Origin of the sequence: Streptomyces canarius, assembly GCF_014650735.1 — a bacterium.
In the GTDB taxonomy this organism is placed as follows: domain Bacteria; phylum Actinomycetota; class Actinomycetes; order Streptomycetales; family Streptomycetaceae; genus Streptomyces; species Streptomyces olivaceoviridis.
The window spans coordinates 1-23,696 of the sequence record NZ_BMVN01000034.1; the positions used below are offsets into that span (position 1 = coordinate 1).

Here is a 23,696-nt window from a genome sequence, read left to right on the forward strand (position 1 = left end):
CGACCCGGTCACCGGCGGCCCTCTCGTCGTCCCGTCCCGCATCTGGCGGCCCGCGCCCGGGGAAGGAGCCGTTTCGGCGGAACTGTCCGGCTGACGGCGGGACGGACCCGGCCGGAGTGCCGTCGCAAGCGGATCAAGCTGCCCGAGCGCCAGACGTTCGAACGCGCCGGTTTCGCACTGCTCCGCAAGCGGGTCCTCCTCGCCCCGTGACCGGTGTCGGTGGCCTCTGGAACCATGCCTTCGTCCGAGGGGCTGTATCAGGAGCCGTGCACGGGAACATGGGGAACCGGTCTCATCGTGACCGCTGCACGGAAGCCGTGCCAGAACCTGAGACCGGGCTCCGGCGCGACTTCTGTGACGCCATCCCTGTCCGTCACAACAACACAACTCGCTGTCGCAGGAGTTGGAAGCCGGCGCGGCCGGACTCCGTGCCACGCGTATCAGGTGCCGTCTGCCGGACTCCTCCGTGCTGGGGCGCGAACGCCGGACCGTCTCGGGGAACATACGCATGGACCCCACCTTGGAGCCGCGCACTGCCACGCCTCGGGATCACGACTGGATCCACGAACTGCGCCATCGCGCTCGATCGCGCGGCGGGCTGGTTGCCGCCAGGGCCAGCCGTGGCGCCGCGGCAGCGCCCATGTACCCGCCGTGGAAGGGTCGGCCGGTCAACGTTTTCACCCGTGCCACGGTCCACCGCTGGTCCTCCCGGCCGTGGGCCGGCAGGCCGAGTTCCAACTCCCCGTCCGGCCACGTCACCTGGGCCTCAGACAACCTCGGGCGGTCCGGTGGAAGGTTCAGACCTCCAGCACGCACGACGGGACGGCGCCCGTGGTGCGGTACGCCGTGCCGCCACCTGCGGTGCGGGCCGCGGCTCGTCGGACAGGGCCTCGCGCCCTGGAGACATGGCTGGGACATGAACGGGGTGCACGAGTGGAGCGGCCTGCTGGACGACCGGATGTCCCCCGGCCCGTGTGCGCCCGCCCGGCACCGGGCCTCCCGGGCACGGCCACTCGGTCCCGGTCGCGGTGACCGTGACGAGGCCCTGCCGGTGCGCGCCTCAGAGGCCGGCCGCGGATATGGCGTGAGGAGTCGTGGAGTGCGTGTCGGAGTCTGGCCGAGGCCTCGTGTCCGTCAACGGACCAGGCAGTCCCCATGCCCCCTCCCCCCTCTGGGATGTCTCCTGCAGGAGCGCCACGCGCCGTAACGAGAGGGCGAAGTCGTTCTCCCGGCACCAGGCCACGGCGATGCCGAGGGGGACGCCCTGCTCGTTACGCAGCCGCAGCAGCGCATGGGCACGTTCGGTGGGACCTTGGCGGCGGGTCACCGTGCTGCGGAGAAGGATCGGCGCTCTGGCGAGTACGTGTGCGAAGCGCTCGCGCTCGTCACGCACGACGGCGAGCAGGGCGTCGGTGAGCGGTGCGAAGCCCAAGGTGGTGCGCACGGACCTGTCCGCCACCTGTACGAGACCGTCGAGGCAGGTCAGGGAGCCACCGGCGAGGGCCAGTTCGGTACCCACGTTCCTCAGTAGGCGGCGTACCACATAGGCGGCCCCCCGAGGGCCGGGCTCGAAACCCGACCCGATCAGCAAGGTGGCGGTGAAGAGGCGATCGGCGATGAGACGGACACGCTGGGCTCGCGCCGCCTGCGTTCCCTTCGCCGGCAGCGCGTCACGCACGCTCTTCACGAGAGTCGCGAAGCGATGGACGCCATACGGTTCGCGCGTGCCGTGCACGGCACCGAGGAGTTCGCTCTCCAGTACGGCGATCTCCATGAGGGAGCGTGTCTGGGACGCCGGGTTGAACCGCAGGTGAGCCAGCACTCGGTAGCGGCCGCATCGGCATCCTGGGCCGCAGGTGATGCTGCACGGAGGGCCGACCGGGAACTCGATGCTCAGGTGCGGGCCGCCGGCCAGCACGGCCCGGCGTACCGTGGCCACGGTCTCCTCGCCGGACCCGATCCGACGGGCATCCACCCCGAGGCGGCCAAGAGCGCGGCGCAGGGAATCACCTTCGGAAGATGAGGACGACACGACGAAGGCCAGGTCGCTGGAGTCCACCCCGGCACTGGCAAGCGCCCTGGCCACATCCCCGACGGGGACATGAAGGGGACGCGGTCCTGCCCAGAGGGCGCTGAGCACGCGCTGCGCCGAGGGAGGCCTGGCCGCCGGCACCGCGTGCCAGTGACGGGCGGCGATCGACCAGCGCACCGTCTGGACGCCCCCGCGTGCGCGTGTCAGGGGGACGAGGAGCGGGTCGATCCACGAAGGAGCGGCGTGGTGGGCGAACAGTCCGGGGCGCGCGGGCACGAGACTCGGAGGCGGCTGCCAGCGGTATCCGTGGGCCGCCATCGTGTCTGAGATTTGCTGGATGTCCGTCGTCACGTTCTTGACTCCCCCGTCTGATTAGTGACTGGAATCTAACAGCTGACTATAACAAAACATTTTGCCTTCCTTTGCCTGGTTTACAAACATAGCCATGACCCCAAATATGCTGTCACTCTAATCAGGACAAAACGCCAAAAGAGCCTCCTTTGGGTCTGGTCATAGAAATATTGACTACCTCAGTCATGTGCTGCGACGATCTCTGCCGTTGAGCTTTGCGACTGAAGGCTGCTCCGACGGAGAGGTGTCCGCTGTGCGTACGATTGCTGCCGCTTTCCTGGTTCTGCTCGCCCTGTTTCAGACAGGTTTCACGGCTGCGGTGGCGGAACCGCTTCCCTCCGGCTCCGCGGCGGAGTCGCACATAGTGCTCGCCCAGGCGGACGCCGGGGACGGTGACGATCTCCCCCTGTGTTGCTGAGACCGGTACGCAAAACGTCCCACAGGGGGCCTTGTGGGACGCTTCGAGGCGGAGTGCGCCAAGGCCGGGTCCGAGCCCTACGTGGCGGGTGGCTCGGTGGGTCAAGTGCGGGGCGGCATCATGGAGTTGAGCACGACGCCCACCTGCTCGCCCCGTCCCGGGCCGTGCTCGACTCCGCCTCAGCGGCTCGATGCGGACACGGCGCACGACGTCCTGACCTGCGGAAACGGCTAAGGGGCAGGCGAATCAACCTCACCGCCGCCCACTGCTGCTACGCGCGCCTCGTCCGCCTGACCGCGCAGGACAGGGTCTAGTTCCGGTTGATCGGCTGGTGCTGCGCGGAGATCAGGCTGCTGCGGTGACCCATGAGCCGCATGCCCTGCCGGTAGGCCCACACGGCTCGCTCGCTCTCACCGATCTTCTCCAGAATCTCCGCGAGCTCCGACCAGGCGAAGGCCGCCTGGCGCCCAGCCTCCGAGGCCTCCAGCAGCAGGGCGCCACGCTCGTAGGCCGCCTGCACCGCCTCGTGGTCGTCCCGCAGCGCGTGGGCAGCCGCAAGGACGAGGTGGACACGTGCGCTCTCGAGGCGGTGCTCCGGTCCCAGTAGATCCAGAGCGCGTTCGGCGTGCTCGATGGCGCTTTCCGGCTGGCCGAGCATCACGTCGGCCCGGGCCATGGCGGTCTCGACGTAGGCGACGTCGATGTTGCTGCCCAGGGCGCGAAGCGTCGACGCGCTCTGCTCAAGCAGTGCCTTGGCGGCTTCCGGGTTCGGATCGTCGGACTGCAACAGCACGGTCGCGTGCGCGTTGCGGACCCGGGCGAGGGCGCGCTCGTCGTCTCCTTCCGCGTAGATGGCGACGGCCTTCTTGATGAGGGGCAGGGCCTCCTCCGACCGCCCCTGACGGTGCAGGACCGCGCTGGCGTTCCAGTAGACACCGCCCAGAGCCCTGCGGTCGGTGATCACCTCCGCATGGCTGATCGCCTGCGTGGCGAGGAAGCCGGCGCGGTGGAGGTCGCCGCGTTCGCAGTAGACGCCGATGAGCGTGGACATCAGTTCCAGGTACGCGACGGTGGGAGGCAGCTCTGTGGCCCTGGCCAGAGCGTCCTCTGCCACCTCGATGGCGTGGGACAGGTTGCCCAGCTCCCGGTAGCAACGGCAGAGGGACATCACCACGCACAGCTGGTCCACTGTGCTGCGCCCCTCCGTGACGCAAAGACGGCGAAGGTCCTCGAAACGCGTCGCGGCCTCCTCGAGGTCGCCCTTGTGCTCCAACGACTGGGCGATGCCCAGGTCGACGGCGAACAGCAGGTCCCGGTGCTCCGGTGCCGTCAGCTCCGCACGCAGGGCGGTGAAGGCGTCGAGGGCCGCCCCGGCGTCGCCGTTGCGCAGGGCGAGTTGCGCGTACCGCACCTCCACCTCAAGACGGACGGCGTCGGGCTTCGCCTGCGGGCCGGCCAGGTAGGCGACGTCACAGCCGAGCCGCTCGGCGAGTTGTGCGAGTACGCCTTCCGACGGAATACGCTTGCCCGCTTCAAGGAGCGAGACATAGCTCGGCGACAGGTTGGGGCGGGCCAGGGATTCCTGTGAGAGTCCAGCGGCTCTGCGGAGGCGCCGAATCCGTGATCCCAGCGACTCGTCGTCCGTCACTGTGACTCCTCACTTGACATGACTTGAGGGCGGCAGGATCTGCATTACGCCCCCGCACCGGGTTCTGGTGTCATGCGCTCGCTACCGCACCTTCTCTCGCGGTCAAGCGTACCTGACCTGGGAACTGTTGAAGATGTCCTGGTGGGGACGCTTGTGACAGATTGCCGTGCGCAGCGGTGTGATGACGCACTGACTCACCGTAGTGCAGGTCTGTCATCATCGCAGTGATGGTTCCGTGTCGAATTCATCACGACCCGGTCTCCGCGGTCCGTGCGGACACTCCGGCCGGTGTCCTGCCTCCGCGCTGTTCCGGGCTGAGCTGGTCTTCGAGGGTGTCGAAGACGGCCTCGATCCACTGGCGACGGTCTCCCGGGAGGGGGCGCAGGGCAGCGGGGTGGAGTCGATCAGCCGCAGGTCCTCGTGCCGGGTGGGGACCTGTCGGGCCAGGGCCTCGATCACGCGGGAGATCAGCGGGCCGGCGGCATTCAGCCGCTTGTTGTAGGCGGACTGCTGGGGCAGGGAACGGAAGAGGTGTCCCAGCCGGGCGTGGGCAAAGCGGATCCAGTGCCGGGCCGAGGGGAAACCCGGCAGTACCTGGGTGACCGCCAGGCACAGCAGTTCGGCGTCTGTCGGTTTCGGGGTCCGCCCGATCCGGCGACGCGGCGCCACGTGGTCGTCGATGAACACGTGCGGTGCGGCCAGAAGGGCGTCCAGGCAAGGAGTCACCACCAGGCCGACGGGCGCCCTTCGCCATGGTCGCGGTCGGCGATGTAGCGGCGCACGCCGGCGGTGAGGTGGGTGTTGAGGATGCCCCAGACCAGCACGATCGGGCCGCCGAGCTGCTGGTGCGCGGTCTGGACGGAGTCGCGGTAGTCCTTCCAGGAGGAGCTCTTGCGCCCGTCGGGCCGGGCGTCCGGGCAGGGCCGGTAGATCAGCCGCGAGCGTTCGCCGTGCCTGTCGCAGGCCAGGGCGGCCACCGACAGGCGGCGGCGGTACCAGATGCGGGTGGTGGGCGGCGTCATCGAGAAGCCGGCCTCGTCCTGAAAGACGAGCCAGGCGTCGAGCGCCGCCGCGGTCCTTCCAATGGGGCGAGGTCTCCTTCCCCCAGCCGGCCACTGCGTTCGCGTCGCGCTCGGTCGCGCGGCGGGCGGGCACCTGGCGCTCCAGCCGTGCCGCTTGAGCAGCGCGACCATCCCTTGCACGGTGTAGCTCTCGTGGAAGCGGTGTCCGACCAGCGTCGCGATCCGCGACAGCGTCCAGGTCTGATCCGGCGCTCCGTGTGCCACCAGACCCTTGCGCAGCCCACGTCCCAGCACGGCGAACAGCCGGACGCCGACCCTCAGCTCGTGAGCGATGACCGCGTCCTCGTCGCCCTGCCTGAACCGCTCGGCCGCCTCCCACCGCAACTGCTCACGCAGGGCCCGCCGTTCGTCGGTCAGCCCGCCCCTTGCGCATTCCTCACGGGTCGGCGTACCGCAGGGATCACGAGACGCCAGCCCCTACGGCACCACGCTGTGAAGGTCAGTGACCCATAGATCCGGCACGGCGAGCCCGGCTCGAGGCCCGGCTCACACTCGCGCGTCGCGCAGGACGGCCAGCCCTCCCAGCAGCGCCTCGCGCAGCAATTTCACCTCGTTGCCGAACGCGATGATGTCGAAGCCCTCGTCGATGTACTGCCGTGCCGCTTCGAGGCTGTACGCGAAGATGCCGGCGCGCTTGCCGTACGTCCGGGCGGCGGTCAGCACCGCCGCGCGGGCCTCGTCGAGGGCGGGACCAGTGAGCACACACGGCTGACCGAGGGAGAGCGCGAGGTCGCCCGTCCCGATGAACAGCACGTCCACGCCTGCTGTGGCGGCTATCTCACCGGCGTTGCCGACCGCGGTGGCCGACTCGATCTGCACCATGCACACCGTGGTCTTGTTGGAACTGTCCACGTAACCCGGAACGTCCTCGAAGTAGCCCGAGGCACGCACCGGGTTCAGGCCGCGACTGCCCTCGGGAGGGAAACGGCAGGCCGACGCGGCCACGGCGGCGTCTCGGGCGTTGTCCACCTTGGGCACCATGACGCCCGCGGCACCCACGTCCAGAGCGTGCTCGATCGCGTGATGGTCGAGGAACGGCACGCGAATGATCGGCGCACAGCCGGAGCCGTTCAGTGCCTGCAACATGTGGAGGGCGTCCCGCTTCGTCATCGGGGACGCCTCCATGTCCAGTACCACCCAGTCGAGCGGCAGGGTGCCGCACAGTTCGGTCAGCATGCTGTTGGCCGTGACGAGGAAGATGCCCAGAGCCGGGCGCTCGTCGGCGGGCCGGAGCAGCCCGGTCCACTCGTCGTGGCGCGGCAGTCGGCCGCGGGGGTCGGTGGTCATGGGAGTTGCCCTTCGGTCGAAGAGAGTGCCGGCGTCGTGACGACCGCGCCGAGCGGGTCCAGCAGTCGCGTCCAGACGTCGACCGGCACGGGGAAGGCCACCTCCGCGCCTGGGCGTGGGCCTCGGCCCGGCAGGCGGGGCGGTGGGTGGGCGGGGTCCTTGGCGGAGGACCGGAGCAGTGCTTCGATACCGGTGATGGCGCGCGCGACCTCGGATTCGGACCGGCCGAACGCGTCGACCCGGAAGGCCAGGAAGAGTCCGCCGTTTCCGGGAAGCCGGGGATCGGCCGGATGGCCCGCGCCGGCCACCACGCCGGCCAGGATCTCGACGAACGCACCCCAGGAGTGCCCCTTGTGGCCGGCTGCGGGCAGGATCGCCGCCTGGGGTGGTGAGGTGTAGAGCAATCGGGGGTCGGTGACCGGCTCCCCGTCGGGGCCGACCAGGAGACCCGGGGGGACGGAGCCGCCGTTCAGCAGCGCGCTGCGGATCACCCCCTCTGCCACCGTGCTCGTGCTCATGTCGGCGATCACCGGCGGCCCGGGGGGCGCAGGGCAGCCGAGTACCACCGGATTGGTGGCCCACATGCCCGAACTGCCCCCCGCGGGAGCTACTTTCTGGCCCGCACCGCAGTAGTTCACGAAGCCGACCAGGGCCAACCCCGCGGAGGCGACCTCCCGGGCCAGCGGGGACAGGCGCCCCAGGTGCCCCGCGGCCCGCAGGCCCACGGCCACCGGTCCGCCGGTGTCCGCGCGGGCGAGCGTGTCGGTGAGCGAGCGGCGCACCACCACGCCCGGAGCGTGCCGTCCGTCGACCAGCCAGGCGCCCGCGCCGGTACGGGTGACCACCGGCTCGGCTGTCGGGTCCAGGTGTCCGGCGTCGATCGCGGCGGCGTACTCCGCGACCCGCAGGAGTCCGTGCGAGGGCATGCCGTGCGTCTCTGCCGCCACGAGGTCCACGGCGGTCGTCTCAGCGGTCTTCGCCGGGAAGCCCAGACGGACCAGGGCTGTCCGACAGACGCGTACCGCCTCGGCCGGCTCCACCCAGAGCACGCCGGGGTGGCCGTCTCCGCGCGGCGGTACCGGCCCGTCGGGAGCGGGAACGCGAGTGGTCCGGACAGGGACGGCGGCATCGGGGACGGGCGGGCGGGCGGCATGGAAGGGACGGGTGACCCCGGCGGTCACCGCCGCGGGCCCCAGCTCGGCGGCTTCACGCGTGGCGATCAGGTCGGTGACCTCGTCGACCGTTCTGGTCCGGGTGTCGATCAGCCGGACACCGGGTACCGACGGCACCTCGCCGTCCAGGTGCGACCACGCGAGACGGCCTCCCGCGTCCTGGACCTTGGGGTCGGTGCGGATGCGGGCCGCGAGCTCGTCGGGCCCGGCGCGCAGACCGTAGAAGACCCACTCCAGCGACGGATCGTCCAGGAGGTCGCGGAACTGGTCGAGGGAGCGGCCGGGCAGCAGGACGCCGCTGACGACGACGACCCGGGCCCCCCAGTCGCGGTACGCCGCCAGACAGCTGCGCAGGTTGCGTCCGAGCACGGCGTAGAGTCGCTCGTCGGCGTTCCACGGGTAGATGTCGGCGACCGTGTCCGTGTCGATGAGCGCGGCGGGGAGGTTGTACCGGCGTACCAGCCGGCGACCGGTTTCGGTCTTCCCGGCGCCCGGGGCGCCGGTGACGACGACGATCCGGGTGGGCCGCGGGGCAGCGGTCATGACGGCCCGCTCCGGCCGGCGCCGCGGCGGCGGGGACGGTTCCGCTCAGCCACGGACGCTCCCGGTGGTTGCCGACCGGCCGAGTTCGGACACACACAGGCGGAACTTGCCCGTGGACGACTCGGGCATCCTTTGCAGCGTCTCGAACTCCACCGCGAACGGGTAGCCGGTGTGATGGCGGATTCGGTCCAGCACGGCGTCCGCGGTGTCCTTGCGGAGCCCCTCTGGCGCGTACATCTTCACGTGCAGCCGGTCGGGCTCGTGCTGCACGACCTGGAACCAGTGCACCTCGGGGAAGCGCATGAAGAGGTACGAGAACAGGTAGGCGTCCACATGGCTGCCGTCGGGCGTGACGATCAGGTCCTGGAGGCGGCCGGCGACGGACGTCATGGCCGGGTACGGCAGCACGGTGTCCGCGGTGCGCGCGAGCGGCGCGGCGAGGTCGCTGGTCTCGTAGCGCAGCAGGGGCATCGAGCGGTTGTTGAGCGTGGTGACGACCATCCGGCCGGTCTGGCCGTCCGCGCACGGCTCGCCGTCGTCGTCGAGGAACTCGACGTAGACGTTCTCCGCCTGGATCATCATCGGTCCGCCGCCGGGGTGTTCATGCGCGACGATGTTCGTCTCGCGCATGCCGTACTTGTCGTACACCTGGCAGTCGAGCGCCTGGCCGATGGTGGCGCGCAGCGCCGGTGGCAGAGGCTCCGAGGTGCCCTGGACCGCGCGCAGCCCGGGGATGCTGACCTTCCTGCGTTCGGCCTCCTTCGCGATGAGGTGCATGGCGTTGGAGTAGGTGCTGATCAACGTGGGCTGGAACCGCACGAGCTGGTCGAGAACCGAGTTGATCAGATCGGGGGAGAGATGGAAGGTGTTGAACTCACGGCGGTTGGTGAGGAAGTTCTCGGTCCGGTCGAGGAGTTGCTTGAACGACCAGTAGATCTCCGAACCCCACAACAGCACGAAGGGGTCCCCGAGTCGCCATCCGGCGCACCACTCGTACGTCCGCAGCTGGTGGGCGCGCATCCACATGCGGAAGTCGAGGTCCTGTTTGAACTCCGCGCGACGGCCGGTCGACCCGGAGGAGTAGTTCGTTTGCAGGGTGTCTCGGTCGGCCTCGGTGGACACCAGCCGGTCCTGCTCGCGGATCAGGACGTCGCGGGTGAGCACGGGCAGTCTGCGCAGGTCGGCCGGGGACTCCAGGTCGCGGATGTCGTGCTCGTCCATCACCTGCCGGTAGTAGGGCACCGTGGCGTAGGCGTGCCGGAAGACGGCGCGCAGCTTGTCGAACTGTAGCTCCGCGATCTCCGCGGGTGTCCTCTCCTGATTGGCGCGCAGCCAGTCGAGGCGTTCGCGCACCGGGCCCCGGCCGCGCAACCGCTGTTCCTGCCAGTACACGGACTCGGCGGCCCGTCGGGGAAAGCGCATGGGGGACGACCTTTCAGTGCTGGTGGAAGCGGTGGTAGCGGTCGAGGGGGAGGGGTGCGCGCGCGGCCTCGTCGGCGCCCAGCCACCGGGCACGGCGTGCCACGAACTCGTTCTCCATGCGGCCGCCGAACCATGCGGCCAGCACCGCGGAGTGGCTGAAGGAATCGCGGGTGTCCTCGATGTCGAGGTTGGAGTCCCAGTCGTAGAAGACGACGTCGCGGCCGGCCGACAGGGCGTCACCGATCTCCCTGGTCACCTCCTCGGGCACCACGTGCTCCAGCGCGTACAGATACACCGGCAGATAGATCAGGTACCGCGCGGCGACGAGCCCGATGGGACGGCCGCCGTAGGAGAAGGTCGTGGCGCCGTAGTCGTATCCCGGGCCCCGCTCCGACTCCGGGGGCCGCTTGGACGGTGGACCGGTGAGCATGCCGAGGTCCGTCGCGCCGTCCACGATCTTGAGGGCTTGCCAGACGCTCTCCACGGAACACGCCCGGACGTCCGCCGGCAGGCCCGGTACGGGAAGGCGCAGCGCGGGATCGTGGTGGAAGGGGTTCATCGTGACGAAGCGCCTCATCGACGCGGGGGCCGCGAGTGCCGTGTCCACCGCCAGCGCGGGACCTGTGGCGGGCAGGGCCGTCCCGGTGGCCCTGCTGACCGCCCGGCACCGACGGGTGCCCGGCGGTGCCGAGGTCGCGGGGGGGCGAGGGGCGGGCGAGGTCATGACGCGGCCGGTGGGCTCGCCGTCGCGGACAGGGCCTCGGCGACGTCCGCCGTCGGGCGGCCGGTGTCCGTGGCGTCGAACTCGATCCACCGGACGGCGGGAGAGCCGCCGGCCTCCGTCCGGACCCCGTCGAGCAGGGCGTGGGACCGCACCCACCGCTCCAGAGCGGTGTCCCGGGGGTCGCTGCCGGGAACCGCGGCCGTGTGGTCGCCCCCCGGCCCGACGGCCACGCACCGTATCCGGTCGCCGCGCACGTAGACGTCGGCGGTCGCGCCGCGGTGGATCAGTCGCCACTGCGGCCGGTCCGTCCGGTAGGCGTTGCGGCGCTGCCAGTCGACGAGGCGCAGCCCGTGGTCCCGGGCTGCGGCGCGCAGGGCCGGTGGCACCTCGGCGAAGGGGACCACGACGGCACCGGCGCCCAGGCGGGCGTACACCGGCAGTTCGTCGGCGCGCGGCAGATCGGTCAGGTAGACCACCAGGGTCCCCTCCCTGCCGGCCGCCGAGGGGAGCGCGTCCGCCAAGTGGTGCGCCAGCTCCTCCCCGGGGCCGCAGGACACCTGGGCGAGAGGACCGTCCGCCGTTCCCTTGCCGGGCACCACGGCGCAGGCGGCGGACCGGTCCGGACTCCCCTCGACCTTCTCCTGGAGCGGCTCCAGCCAGTCCGCGTGGGTCTCGAAGGACCACCGGTATCCGAGGTCTTCTTTCTCCAGCATGAGAGTGCTCATGTTGTGCAGGTCCAGGGGGGCTTCGAGGGGTTCGGTCTCCACCGTGAAGCCCCGAGACCGCAGGAACGCCTCCCGGCGGGGATTGTTGCTGAGCAGACGGACCGCCCCGACGCCGAGGTGCCGCAGGATGGCCGCGACCGGTTCGTACGATCGTGCGTCGACCGGCGCGTCCAGCCGCTCGTACACCGCGTCGGTGTCGAGGTTCTCCTGCTGGCGCATGGCGTAGATGGCGAAGTGGGCGGCGATGCCCAGCCCGCGGGCGTCCTGGTCCACGCCGTACAGCAGGAGACCGCGGCCGTTCCTGGCGAAGCTCTTCATCGCCTCCTCGAGCTGGTAGCCGCAGTCGCACTGCGCGGAGCGCAGGACGTGGCCGAAGACACAGGCCGACTCGATGCGCAGCGGCATCGGCTCGTCGGCCGTCAGGTCGCCGGTGTGGGCGGCCACCCACCGTTCACCGCCGAAGTCGAAGTGCCAGAGGACGAACGGTGTTTCGCCGTTCTCCCAGCGCAGGGGAAGATGCGCGGGACCGTCCGGGGCGGGAGCCTGCAAGACCGTCGCCGGAGTCCGGTCGTGCACCGTCATCGGGTCACCGCGGCGGAGGTGGCGGACTCGCGGACCATGGTCATGCGCGTGTGCGAGTCGATGGGGTGGTGCGGTACGCCGAAGGCGAGGAACTCCACCGGATTGTCGTCCAGGGGGCCCTGGATGCCGTGCGGGTACTCGGCGGGGACGTAGATCGAGTCACCGGTGTGCAGGGCGTAGTCCCGGCCGTCGATGTGCAGTCCGCCGTTGCCGTTCAGGACGTACAGCAGGTGGGCGCCCTCGTGGATGTGGAGGGGGAACCCGCTGCCGGGGTTCATGATGATGCGGTCGACGCCTATCGGCAGGCCGCCGGCGATGCGTGCGGAGGCACCGGCCACTCCGGTGATGTCCTCGAGCCGCACGCCCATGTCGTCGTACATCGTGCGCTCGGCGGACTCGAGAAGGTTCGCTATGTGCTCGTCGGGGTTGAAGATCAAACTCATCGCCGTCTCCTCGTGTGGTTGCTCGAAGGCCTCATCAGGCTGCTCCGACGGTCAGATTAGGGGGATTCAAGCAATGCAGTCAATAAATATTGACTGCGTAGTCACAATCATTCACGGCGCCCGTTCGGCAAGGGAACGGCGGCAGCGCGGCCCGTGTCGGGCACTGGTGCGGCGGCTGTCCCGGTGTCCGCGGATTCCAGGGCCTCGCGCGTGGCGGCGAGCCGGCCGCCGGCCGCCAGTTCCCGCAGGACGGGGTCCGTCAGGTCGGACCGCAGCCGTTTGACGAGGACCTCCCGCAGTGCGTCCCGCTCGGCGAGCCACATCGCCTCCGGCGCGTCCGGAGCGAGGTGCGGGTAGCGCGCCGCGTGCCGGTCCAGACTCTCCGCCGACGGCGAGATCCCCAGCCGGGCCGCCTCCTGACGGATCAGCAGGTCGAGCAGGGCCGCGTCGACGACGGCCGCATCCTCCGCCGTCACATGGTCCAGGAGGCGCGCGGCGGGCACCCCCACGACCTCGGCGGTCCGCCTCTCCGCGCGCTGCTGGCGGACGACCGCCGTCAGCTTCTCCCAGTAGTAGGTGGGCTCGAAGTCGAACTCGGCCCGGAACGGTGTGCACCCCTCGTCCAGGACCTGCCGTACCCGGGCCAGCAGTGCGCGTGCGTCGCCGGCCTTGGCGTCCGGCGCCGTGTCCCGTACGTAGGCCCGCAGGGCGTCCAGCTCGGCGGCCGGCAGTCCCAGCCGTCGGCCGTCCTGCAACAGCCGGGGCCAGGAGCGGTCGGGATAGAACGTGCCCTTCGCCAGGGCGACGAGCCGGTCGTGCGTCCGTGCACCCAGGTGTCCGGCGTCCCGCGCGCCGGCCAGGCCGAGGCGCAGGTTGACCATCGCCTCCGACAGGGGCCGGTAGCCGTTCTCCGCCGGGGCGTGCACGATCGTCACTTCGTCGTCGTCCGTGTAACGGCCGTCCCGGAACGCCTCGAAGACGCCCCCTACGCCCTCCATGCCGAAGCTGTGCAGCTCGGCGGCGCGCAGCGCACCCATGCTGGACGAGCCGAAGACCCGGACCCCCTTGCTGAGCGCGAACAGGATCTCCTTGTGCCAGACCGCCGGTACCTGCTCGAACAGCCCGTCCACGATGGCGATGACGTCGGGCGGCTCCCGGTCCAGGACGAGATCCGTGATGTCGCCGCAGCTCACCGGTGGCAGGTAGTGGGCGTCGAGCACATCGCGTGCCTCGTCGACCGGCAGGCTCGGTCCGAGGAAGACGTACGTGGTGGTCATGACGCCTCCCGCGCCCGGGCCAGCCGCCGTTGCGCGCGTGGGCCGGGGACGTAGCCGATGAACAGGGAATAGTGCTCCAGGCCCGGCACGACCACCTTGACCGTGGGGATCTCCATGTCGGGCCGGGTGAGATCGACCGCGACGACGTTGTCGACGCCCGCCGCCCGCAGACGGTCCAGCAACTCGTCGAGGTCTTCGTTGAGGGTGTCGTGGTCGAATCCGGATCCGGCGTCGAACGGGAAGGACCCGGGCCGGGAGAAGAAGACGTCCCGGGTCCGGGACAGTGTCGTGGCGTCGTTCTGCGCGTGGTACATCGTCCGGAAGTTCTCGTCCCGGCTCGCCGCGATGACGGTGATGCGGCTCTGGGCCGCCTCCGTCAGCGCACGGGAGAGCGCCACCGCGGGCGAGGTATGGGCGCCGTAGCCCCAGCAGGCGCCGAACGACCGCCAGGCGGCCCGGTCGGCGCGTTCCAGGACACAGCACTGGAAGGTGGGAACACCGGTGTCGCAGGTGACGTCCCAGACGGCCACCTCGATCCCCGCGTCCTCGAAGGACCGCAGCAGTCCGGCGCAGACCGGGTCGACGACCGTGGCCAGGTCGAGCTTGCGCGCCTCCACGTCGTCACGGCTGCGCAGCCCCTGCCACCACATGGTCAGGGCGTCGCGCTCGGCCAGCTCGCAGATGCCGTGGATCACGGCCTCGACCAGGTTGTTGCCCGACGCGAGCCCGTTGGAGCCCACCCGGAAGGTCGTCGCCGCGTAGTCGATCCCGACCTTGTTGAGCAGTACGTTCTCGTGCGGCAGCCACATCGGGGTGTCGTTGAGGAGGTCGTGCCCCTCGGTCCACAGCATCGGCAGGTCGGTGCGCAGGCGCGCCCGGGCGGGTGTCTCGCGGCTGCCCTGCCCCGTGGTGTCCAGGCCGCCTCGCAACGGCAGCCGGTGGACGTCGAGCACCGGCAGACGGCGGCGCATGTTCTGGTACGAGTCGTGCCGCAGCGGCCCGTCGAAGAACTCGGCGTGCCAGTACTCCACGGACTCCATCAGAGCGGACACCGCCGCCGCGTCCCGGTCCACCCCCTTGCCCTGGGACACCGACAGGGAGCGCGAATTGGGGCGGATCGCGTTGAAGACCGGAATGCCGATCCAGTCCAGGCCGGTCATGTCGGCGAGGCGGGTGATACCCATCCGCTCCATCCGCCCGCCGAAGTCGGCCAGGGTCTGGGACGGCGGGCGCGAGCGGTGGGTCCCGCCCCGGTGATCCTTGTAGTGGGGCGTCTTGAGCGCTTGCACGGATGTCACCTCACGAGTGCTGCTGAATGGGAACCTGCACGACGGCGCATCGGCCGTCGGAGACCAGCGCCACCGCGAAACGGCGCAGCCCTGGTGCGTCTTGCGCGGGCAGGGCGACCTCCAGCGAGGTGGCACCCGCCCCGATCCGACGGAGCGCCCCGGGCCGCTCCGGGTGGCCGCCCACCGGCTGCCGGCAGGCGGTGTACCAGCCGTCGGCGGACAGCGGCTCGGCGAACTCGACGGTCAGCCGCGTGGCGTGCACCGTCAACCGACGCGGCGGCCGGCTGCCCTCGGGCAGCGCGTACGCGGGGCCGCAGCGTTCGCACACGTAGAAGTCCCGCACGCCGCCCACCGTCCAGCGCGGGACGATCCGGACGACCAGCAGCCGCCGGCCGCAGTGGTGGGCCTCGGCGACCGGACGCTCGGGGGAGTAGGAGACGGCGCCGCTCAGGTAGTCGTGGATGTCCGGCCCCCGGCGGCTGAGGATCCGGCTGAGGAACGCGGTGAACGCGCGGTCGGCGTCCGCTTCGCAGGCGGGTCGGCCGCCGCAGGACGGCACGGTCGGCTCCTCGCCCGACGGCGCGGGATACACCGCCCCGCGGGCCAGTTCCTCCAGCAGGGTGGCGAGTCGGCGGCCGGACTCGCCGGGACAGTCACCGGCGGCGACGGCAGCACGTACCGTCATGGCCTGGAGCAGACGGTCCGCGCCGCGGTCGGGGCGGCTGCCGTGCGGATCAGGCATGTCCGCCTCCCGCCCCGGTGGGTGTCGGGCGGTGGACGGCGAAGGAGCCGGCCGCCACGTGGATCAGTACCGGGACGTCCCCGTCGCCCGCGGGCGCGGCGCACCGGCCGTCCTCGGCGCGCGCCCAGCCGGTGCGCGTGGCCGCGCCTGGGGCGGCGACGGCGCAGACCCCCGGCACCCCGTCACCGTTCCAGCGAACCGTACGGGTGACCCGGTCGATGCGGATGTCCCGCGGGACGGGGCCCGCGGGCGAGGCCGTACCGGCCGGGACGTCGCGGACCACGGCGTGCGTGGGGCAGCGGGTGAGACGCCTCAGGTAGCCGGCGTAGAGGGGGGAGGCGTGTTCCTCCTCGACGGTCGGCCCGCCGCACAACGGACAGGGCGGCCCGGCGCGCTCGCCGGTCGACGTGCACAGCGGATGCCAGGCGGGTCGGTCACCGTCGTCCACCGCTCGCGCCAGCATCCTGGCCACGTGGCGGTCGAAGCGCGGTGTCGCCGGTCCCCGGATCGCGTCGGTGGCCGCCGCGGCCAGGGCATCCGCCGTGGTCACGGCCCCCTGAGAAGCCGCCAGGTCCGCCGCGAAAAGCAGATCGACCGGCCCCTGCGGGGTGGGGCCGGACCGCCGCCGGGCGGCCGGTGCCGCGGGGTCGCGCCCGGGTGCGGTGCGCAGGCCGGCGGAGGCGGTCGCCGGTGCGGCCGGTGTTGTCGCCGTGGCCGCCCCCGGCGTCGTCGTGGGCAGACGCGACAGGGTGAGGTCGGGATCGCCGAGACAGACGTAGGAGGCCGCGTCCGCGGGGGCCAGGCGGTTGATGCGCAGCGCCACCTCGCCGACGCTGGCGCCCTCCCGCAGTAGCCGGTCGACCGCGACCCCGAGCTGCGGAGTCCCGTGGTTGATCCGCACGGACGCCACCACCGCCGCCACGTCCTCACCCCTCATGAGGTTCTGGGAGAGCTGGAACCGCGCTCCCAGCAGGCCGCCGTGGGGCTGATAGGCCGAACAGGACAGCATCACCACGAGCCGCGCGCGCACCGCGTCCGCGCCGTGATAGGCGACGAAGCCCGTCTTGTGGTCCAGCCGGCAGACCCCGCCCGCCTGGCAGGGCAGGAAGCGTTCACCCGGCTCACCGGGTGCCGGGGCCTTGGGGCCGACCCGCAGGCACAGCACGTGGTTGCCGACCCTGAAGTCGGCTCCGTTGCCGTGACTGTGCAGCACCAGGCCCTCGACCCCGTCGGTGAGGCGTGCCATGAACGCGTCGGCCTGCCCCGATCCGTGAGCGCTGGGGTCCGGGGACGGCGGTTCCGGCCGGAAATCGCAGTACAGAGCGGTGCGGTGGCGGTACGCCCGGCCCGCACCGGCCGCCTGCCGCTCCGCGCGCCGCACCGTGCGCCCGGCCTCGTCCGGGTCGTCGGGCAGCGGCAACAGGCCGATCGGCAGACGGGCCGCCCGGCCCTGCTCGATGAGCCGTCCGACCGTCGGGAAGTCGAGGTCCCGCTCCGGCGCCAGCAGGAACACCGAGCGGTGCCGCCCGGCCGAGAGGACCTCCAGTGCGGACGCCCGGTCGGGGACGAGGAGTCCTGGGCGGCCCCGGGCGCGGGCGTACCCGAGGACGAGCGTCTCCGGCACCCCCCAGCCGAGGACGAGTCCCGCCCGCGTAGTCGTCGCCGCCCGAGGCTGCGCTTTCTGCTCCATGTTTATTGACATAGGAGTCACAAATCCTTGTCATCGTCGCATAGTGCGGATATCGTCGCCGGGAATCGGCGGTCAGTCCGGCCGCCGAAACGTCACGACGGAAGGAAGAGGGACATGGTGGACGAAGATCCTGCGGGCGAGGCCCCCGCAGCGGTTCCCGGCACGGACGACGAGCAGGACAGGCAGGAGTACTTCGAGCAGCTCGCCTCGGTGAAGGACAGCATCCTTGAGGGCGTCATCACCCACTGGTGACCGCAGCCCCTGCCGGCGACACCGTCTCCGGCAGGGGCCGGCGCCGTCCATCCAGCCGCCACCGGGAAGCGGCGGCACCCGGCAGCGCCGCGGAGTCCGCGGAGCGCACCGGTACGGAACCGTCGTGCACGTCTGTCCCGCCCCGCCCTCCGCGTCACCGGTCCCGCACCGCGGTCACCCGCACATAGGCGTACCGGCCTGACCGGTACAGCCCGGCGGAGTCACCGCCGATCCGGTCCCGGAAGAACCGTTCGTAAGCCCGCGTGTGCGCGCTGTCGGATCGGCCCGCCAGCCAGCGCGCCACCTCGGACGGCAGCCGGTCCAGTGACCGCAGGACGCCGGCCGTGATGTCGGCCAGGTCCGTCACCCGCAGTCCCGCTTGCGCCAGGAGCGCCGTCAGATCCGCGACGCGGCCCGCCGGCCACTCGTCCGCGAGGACGAGGCGTCCGCCGGGGCGCAGTACCCGGCGGACCTCCGCGAAGCACCGGGCCGGCCCGGCGAAGCAGTGCGCCGACTCCACGCTCACCACCCGGTCGAAGCTCCCGTCCGGGAAGGGCAGCAGGGCCGCGTCGGCGCAGACGAACCGCAGCCGGCCGGGGTGCACCCGGCGGGAGAACGCGACGCCGGCGTGCGAGAAGTCGACGCCGACGACGGACCGGACGCCGGGCTCCCGGGCCAGGAGCGCGGTCCCGCCGCCCCGGCCGCTGCCCAGGTCCAGCACGTCCGTCCCGGCGAGCCCCGACTGCCGCGCGACCAGCTCGTAGAGCCGGGCCGGCGCGCTGCCGAGACCGGTGGCGGGGTCCCCTGCGCCGACCCGGCGCTCGCCCTCGTCCGTGTAGCCCATGTTCATGAAGGTGAGCCATTCGGCCGGGTGCAGCCGCACCATCAGGTCGTACTTGGCGCGGTAGAGCGCGGCGGTGTCACGGTCACCGGTCGCCGTTCCGGTCGCCCCGAACCGCTCCGCCGCCGTCCGGCAGGCGTCCGGGGCAGGGGGCGGACGGTCGGTGAGGCGCTCGGAGATGTGGCGCGCCGCTGCCGGCCAGGGGTCGGAGGCGTCCTGGTGGTCGTGGCACCACGTCAGATGGTCCAGCAGGTGGAGCGTCTGCTCGGCGTCCAGAGCCGTCACCGGCCGGGCGCCGTCCGATCCGGACATCAACGGGGGGCTTGCGCCAGCGTGTTGAGGCCCGCCCGGTCCTGTCCGCTGACGACCACGCTGGCGTGCCGGGGGAAGTGGGGACGCACCTTGACCGCCGGAACGGTCAGCCGCACGGCCAGCCCGAGACGCTGGGAACCCGAGGTGTTGAGGCCTGACGCGTGTACCGCGCGATCGGTGAAGACGGCGCACTGTCCCGGGCGCAGCGGCATCGACACGACGCTGTCCTGGTCCACCTGTTCCTCGTCCATCATCAGGGTCGCGCGCGCACCGGGTCCCTGCGGGCGGGCGGGCAGCACCGCGCGGGTGCCCGAGGCGAACTTCAGGCAGCCGCTGTCCTCGGTGACGTCGCTGATGGCGATCCAGAAAGTGAAGTGCAGCGGCGGCTCCAGCCCGTACTCCTCACCCGGCGCGTAGACCCCGCCCCAGTCCTGGTGCCACTGGAACGCGGGGCCGCCCGGTGCCTTGGCGATGAACGTGGAACGCCAGAGCAGCAGGTCCTCGCCGTACAGGGCGCGGGCGGCGGACAGCAGGACGGGGTGGGTGCAGAGCCGGTGGACGAGCGGGGAGTCGAGGTGCCTGCACTCGATGTACGGCACCGGGCTCTCGCCACCGCGGTCGGCCACCAGCGAGGCGAGTCGGCCGGCGGCCTGTTCCGCCGAGGGCGCCGGGGCCAGTCCTGGAGTGTCCATGACGGCCGCGAGTTGTGGTCGCAGCGCCTCCATCTCCGCCACGGACATGAGGGTGAGCGGGCCGATGAAACCCTTGTCGCGGAAGTCGTCGCGCTGCTGAGCGGTGAGGACGTGCGCAGTCATGTTTCCTGTTCCTTGGTCGTAGGGGGCGGGCCGGGGCCGCGGCGGAATCGGTGCCGCGGGCGGGTGCGGGCGCCGTGTCAGCCCGGCACCGCCTCACCGGCCGCGGCAAGGACGGCCGCGCCCCCGGGGGGCGCGCCGGCGGCCCGGGAGTCCGGGAGCGGTGGGTAGTAGCGGGAGGTGGCGAGGACCAGGCGCTCCCACGGGTCGAGGACCACGCCAAGTTCGGCGAGGGCGTCCAGCTCCAGCTCCCGCCGGTCGGCCGGGCACTCACCGCCCGGAGGCGGCGGGTCGACGATGCCGCCCAGCCGGTGTCCGGCCGGGAGCACGGCCGTGAGCAGCTCCGAGCCTTCGGGGCCGCCCAGCAGGGCGGCGTCGCGGAACGCCGGCCGGCTCTCGGCCAGCGCGCGCCGCGCCGGCTGTATGCGACCCCAGACGGCGGCGAGCACACGGGTGCGCACTCCTGCCAGCACGTCCTCGAACAGCCGGGTCTCCGCCGGGTGTCCGTGTTCGGCCAGGTACAGCGACCGCCGCAAGGCGGACTCCCCGGTCTCCAACGGCCCGTGGCCGCCTTCGAGGAAGGGGACCGCCTCGCGGGCCGTGTCCTCGGCGTCGTCCGACGAATGGACGATGTTCAGAACGGTGTTGATCGAGCGGAGGTCCTTGCGGATCGAGCCGGGGGCGGCGTACGCCGGATCGCCCCGTCCCTTGAGTTCGGCCAGGCGGCGGTGCACCCCGTACGGCGGGTGGCCTGTGCCTTCCTGTACTGCGAGGGCGATCAGCGGGCCGAGCGCGAACAGATCCTCGATCAGCCGGTAGAGCGCGGGGTCGCGGGCCACCGGGGCGTTGCGGCGGTGGAACGCGTCCAGGTCGCCGGGCGCCGTGTGCCACAACCGGTGGCCGGCGACACGGAAACCCGCGACGTCGAGCCGGCGCAGCACCTCTGCGGAGAGGTGCCGGCGCACGGCGTCGGGTGTGATCAGCAGGAGTGCCGTTCGGCGGTAGTCCAGGTCCGACACCTCGGCCGTCCTTTACTGGCGTGCGTCCGCGGAGCGAAGCGCGGGGACTGGGTCGGTGGCCGAGAGGCAGCGCAATCGGCATGCGGCCTAGTGACTCACATTGTGACTACACTGTCAAGAAAGTCCGGATGCCCGGTTACCTGATCGGAGTCGAGCTGCGGATACCGCGAGAAACGGCATGTCCACCGGCCGGGAAAGGTTGACTGCATAATGAAATTCCGGGATGGTTTCGCGATGGTCGTCCACGACCCGGGCCCCACGTTGCGCCGACCGGCCCCGGCGGGCACGGCGGCGTCTTCCCCGTACCTCTGACCCAGAACAGGCAGTGGCCTCACGATGACCTCTTCGAGCGACCCCGCACCGCGTGGCATGACCGTGCTCGGCGCGGCAGCGGGTTCAGGCAAGACCGGTGTGTCGATCGGCGTGCTGCGCAGGCTGCACCTGCGCGGCGTGCCGTGCCTGCCGTTCAAGGCGGTGGCGGTCGTGGCCCCCGACGACCCCGCCTACGCCGCCGTGGAGCCATGGCAGCGCGGAGTGCTCCACAATTGCCGGGCCGCCGGCCTCGCGGTGCGCTGGTGGAACAACCCGGTGGTCGTCGACCTCCCGCGGCCCGGCGCCCCCGAGGGTGATCTCTGGGTCCGCGGTGAGCGGGTGGGCACCGCCGTGGTCGCGGGGGAGGACAGCCTCGACACGGCCCGGCTGCCGGAGCGGCTCCGCCGGCTGTGCGTGGAGGCCGTGGAGGAGGGCCACGAGCGGCTGCGCGCGTCCGGCGCCTGGGTGCTGATCGAGGGTGCCGGCGCCGCGGGGGAGGTCGACCCGGACAACGACCTCGCCAACCAGCTGCTCCCGGCCCGCGCGGGCCTGCCGGTGGTCCTGGTCACCAACGCCCGCCGCTCCGGTCACGTCAACGCACTCGCGGGCATGCCCTCGCTGCTCTCACCGGCGGTGAGGCCGCTGCTGCTGGGTTTCGTACTCAACCAGATCGGCGGCACCCCGGGCGTCGCCGCCGTGGGGGAGCGGGTGACCGCGGCCACCGGCCTGCCCCTGCTGGGCGCGATCGGTTACTCGCCCCTGCCGGAGGGGTACGACGGCTCGGCCGCCACGCTGGAGCTCCTGTACGAACGCAGGTGCCGGTACGTCGAGGAGTCCGGGCTGCCCGGCCGGCTGCCGCTTCCGGGCGGGGCCGTGGAGGAAGCGCTGGAAGCGGCCGGATGACCGGGGCCCCGCCCGGTACCCCCTCCACCCGGTCGTCTCCGAGCAGCTCCCGGGGCACGGGCCCGCCGGACGTGTCCAGCCTCGCCCATCCGCCACTCGCCGAGCCCCCGAGGAACCCCGTGACCACTTCTTCGCACCTGGACCGCACCTCCGTATCCCAACGCCGCGACCCGTCCGTCCCGGCGTCCTCCCTCCCCCGCACGGTGACCTCCGCCCGGACGGACGCGCCCGAAGAACTGTCACCGGACGCCGTACTGCCCTGGGACCAGGGAGAACCTCCCGCCCCGCCCAGGGAGAGTGCCACCGCCCTGCCCTGGCGCCCACCGCGTGACGGCCACCGGCCCCGCGCCCTGGTGTCCGCCGAGGGGTCCGCGGACTTCGACATGGGACGCTTCGCCGGCTGGCTGCGTGACGCCGGGGTCCTCGACACCGGCCCCATCGAACTGCCGGGCGCGACCGTCACTCTGCCCTACGGCATGCGCCTGATGCGCCGCTTCGACACCCTGGTGCGGAGCGTCTACGAAGACCACGCGTACGAGGAGTACGACTACCCGCTGCTCGTGCCGTCCTCGGTGCTGGAACCAAGCCGCTCCCTCATGTCCCTGGACGGGGCGCTGGTGTTCGCGGGCGATGACGAGGACTGGGACGCCGGCCGCAAGCGCATGGTGCTGACCCCGACCGGCGAGGCGGCGGTGTACACGCACTGGGCGCAGATGGTACGCACGGCCCGCGACCTGCCGATCCGCGCCTACCGCCGCACCCGGTACTTCAGGCCCGCCCGCGCCGGTCGCAGCGTGTTCCGTGCCATCGAGGCCCTGGACGTCTACGAGTTCCAGGCGTGCTTCGCGGACGGGCCGGCCGCACGGGAGGGGTTCACCGACGCGGTGGCGATGGCGCGCCGCCTGTGCACCGAGATGCACGTACCGGTGCTGTGGGCGACGCGGCCGCCGTGGACGAACAACACCGGGGTGTCCGAGGTGACCATCGGTGGTGACGTGCCGCTGCCCCGGGGCACGACCATCCAGGTCGGTTGCGTGTACCAGCAAGGCGACCGCTTCTCCAGCCTGTACGGCGTCGGACACCGCGAGGACGGCGTGCTCCACAACACCCACCACGTCACGGGGGCGCTCACCCGCCGGCTGGTCCTCATGCACCTGCTCCTGGGCATGGACTCCCAGGGCGAACTCCTCGTCCACCCCGATCTCGCGCCCGTCCAGGTCGCCGTGACGCTCTCCGGCGGCGACGTGGACGAACGGACCGGCGCGCACGCCTTGGTCAAGCGCCTCCGACAGCTCGGCGTGACCGCCGAGTTGCAGATCGCGGAACGCAAGCAGGTGGGCCGGATCCACCAGCGATGGCGCCGTCAGGGCGTCCCCCTCCGGGTCTACCTGCAACCGCGCCGCAGCCCCGCCGACCGCACCCGCGCCGTCGTCGTGCGGGCGGACACCCGCCATGAGGCCGTCCTGCTCACCGACGACGCGGCGCAACTCGCGGAGCTGCTGCCACCGGCCCTCGCCGAGGTCGGCACCGGATATCTCGTCCGGACGCGCGAGTTCGTCCGTCGCATGTCCCGTCCCGCGGACAGCGCTGACACCGTCCGCGAGGTGCTCGCCGCGCGCGGCGTGGCGGTGGCGCCTCTCCGGGCCACCCGCGAGGTGGTGACGGCCGTCGGCTCCTGGGGACTCGGCGAGGTACTGGGACTGCGTCGCATGCAGCACCCCGCACCGTGCGTCGTCACCGGACGCCCGACGTTCACCAGCGCCTACATCTCACCGCGCAGGTGAGACCACGTCCGAGCAGCCGCCCGGGCCCGGCCCC

19 protein-coding genes and 1 pseudogene are annotated in these 23,696 nt (G+C 71.7%); 3 read left to right on the forward strand and 17 right to left on the reverse strand.

The features are described 5' to 3' along the window. Positions 1-1,060 precede the first annotated feature (1,060 nt). The 14 genes and pseudogenes from IE294_RS33750 to IE294_RS33820 form a co-directional block, all read right to left on the reverse strand. A complete protein-coding gene (locus tag IE294_RS33750) occupies positions 1,061-1,939 on the reverse strand; it encodes an alanine--tRNA ligase-related protein (protein ID WP_229917553.1) in 879 nt (292 codons plus the stop codon). 1,172 nt (positions 1,940-3,111) lie between these two features. Further along, positions 3,112-4,449 carry a helix-turn-helix domain-containing protein gene (locus IE294_RS33755; RefSeq protein WP_189892470.1) on the reverse strand — a complete coding sequence of 446 codons (1,338 nt, stop codon included), beginning with the start codon at positions 4,447-4,449 and terminating at the stop codon, positions 3,112-3,114. 360 nt (positions 4,450-4,809) lie between these two features. Further along, a pseudogene (locus tag IE294_RS49850) lies at positions 4,810-5,175 on the reverse strand (transposase family protein); the annotation flags it as partial. After that, entirely contained in the window at positions 5,172-5,855 is a 684-nt protein-coding gene (locus IE294_RS50160; protein WP_435858147.1) for a winged helix-turn-helix domain-containing protein, read from the reverse strand. The pseudogene IE294_RS49850 and the gene IE294_RS50160, both read right to left, overlap by 4 nt. A gap of 162 nt (positions 5,856-6,017) precedes the next feature. After that, on the reverse strand, positions 6,018-6,818 hold the full coding sequence (locus IE294_RS33775; RefSeq protein WP_189892472.1) for an HpcH/HpaI aldolase family protein: 801 nt from the start codon (positions 6,816-6,818) through the stop codon (positions 6,018-6,020). Beyond that, entirely contained in the window at positions 6,815-8,533 is a 1,719-nt protein-coding gene (locus tag IE294_RS33780) for an Ldh family oxidoreductase (protein ID WP_189892474.1), read from the reverse strand. Before IE294_RS33780 ends, IE294_RS33775 begins: the two co-directional genes overlap by 4 nt. Before the next feature lie 45 nt (positions 8,534-8,578). Beyond that, positions 8,579-9,955, reverse strand: a complete 1,377-nt coding sequence (locus tag IE294_RS33785) for a phenylacetate--CoA ligase family protein (protein WP_189892476.1) — start codon at positions 9,953-9,955, stop codon at positions 8,579-8,581. A 13-nt stretch (positions 9,956-9,968) separates the two neighbouring features. Beyond that, on the reverse strand, positions 9,969-10,562 hold the full coding sequence (locus IE294_RS33790) for a DUF6939 family protein (RefSeq protein ID WP_189892478.1): 594 nt from the start codon (positions 10,560-10,562) through the stop codon (positions 9,969-9,971). A 113-nt stretch (positions 10,563-10,675) separates the two neighbouring features. Next, on the reverse strand, positions 10,676-11,986 hold the full coding sequence (locus IE294_RS33795; protein WP_189892480.1) for a GTP cyclohydrolase II: 1,311 nt from the start codon (positions 11,984-11,986) through the stop codon (positions 10,676-10,678). After that, a complete protein-coding gene (locus tag IE294_RS33800; protein WP_189892482.1) occupies positions 11,983-12,429 on the reverse strand; it encodes a cupin domain-containing protein in 447 nt (148 codons plus the stop codon). Before IE294_RS33800 ends, IE294_RS33795 begins: the two co-directional genes overlap by 4 nt. Before the next feature lie 107 nt (positions 12,430-12,536). After that, positions 12,537-13,706: a TfuA-like protein gene (locus tag IE294_RS33805; RefSeq protein ID WP_189892484.1), complete on the reverse strand. Its 1,170-nt coding sequence runs from the start codon at positions 13,704-13,706 to the stop codon at positions 12,537-12,539. Next, on the reverse strand, positions 13,703-14,995 hold the full coding sequence (locus tag IE294_RS33810) for a YcaO-like family protein (protein WP_189892486.1): 1,293 nt from the start codon (positions 14,993-14,995) through the stop codon (positions 13,703-13,705). The genes IE294_RS33805 and IE294_RS33810 overlap by 4 nt, the downstream gene beginning before the upstream one ends. Positions 14,996-15,005: 10 nt before the next feature. Further along, complete coding sequence (locus IE294_RS33815) at positions 15,006-15,737, reverse strand: hypothetical protein (protein WP_189892488.1); 732 nt, start codon at positions 15,735-15,737, stop codon at positions 15,006-15,008. Continuing rightward, positions 15,730-17,427, reverse strand: a complete 1,698-nt coding sequence (locus IE294_RS33820) for a hypothetical protein (RefSeq protein ID WP_189892490.1) — start codon at positions 17,425-17,427, stop codon at positions 15,730-15,732. The genes IE294_RS33815 and IE294_RS33820 overlap by 8 nt, the downstream gene beginning before the upstream one ends. 114 nt (positions 17,428-17,541) lie before the next feature. Here IE294_RS33820 and IE294_RS33825 point away from each other — a divergent pair, with 114 nt between their 5' ends. Further along, positions 17,542-17,679, forward strand: coding sequence for a hypothetical protein (locus tag IE294_RS33825; RefSeq protein ID WP_189892492.1), 138 nt, complete (start codon positions 17,542-17,544; stop codon positions 17,677-17,679). Positions 17,680-17,833: 154 nt separating this feature from the next. On the opposite strand, the gene IE294_RS33830 is transcribed toward IE294_RS33825, so the two are convergent. The 3 genes from IE294_RS33830 to IE294_RS33840 form a co-directional block, all read right to left on the reverse strand. Further along, positions 17,834-18,832, reverse strand: a complete 999-nt coding sequence (locus IE294_RS33830) for a class I SAM-dependent methyltransferase (protein WP_189892494.1) — start codon at positions 18,830-18,832, stop codon at positions 17,834-17,836. Next, positions 18,832-19,647, reverse strand: coding sequence for a phytanoyl-CoA dioxygenase family protein (locus tag IE294_RS33835; protein ID WP_189892496.1), 816 nt, complete (start codon positions 19,645-19,647; stop codon positions 18,832-18,834). Before IE294_RS33835 ends, IE294_RS33830 begins: the two co-directional genes overlap by 1 nt. 77 nt (positions 19,648-19,724) lie before the next feature. After that, entirely contained in the window at positions 19,725-20,663 is a 939-nt protein-coding gene (locus IE294_RS33840) for a nucleoside-diphosphate kinase (protein ID WP_189892497.1), read from the reverse strand. Between the two features lie 336 nt (positions 20,664-20,999). Between IE294_RS33840 and IE294_RS33845 the strand changes: the two genes are divergently transcribed. Further along, entirely contained in the window at positions 21,000-21,878 is an 879-nt protein-coding gene (locus IE294_RS33845; protein ID WP_189892499.1) for a P-loop NTPase family protein, read from the forward strand. A gap of 119 nt (positions 21,879-21,997) precedes the next feature. Further along, a complete protein-coding gene (locus tag IE294_RS33850) occupies positions 21,998-23,662 on the forward strand; it encodes a hypothetical protein (protein WP_189892501.1) in 1,665 nt (554 codons plus the stop codon). Positions 23,663-23,696: the final 34 nt, after the last annotated feature.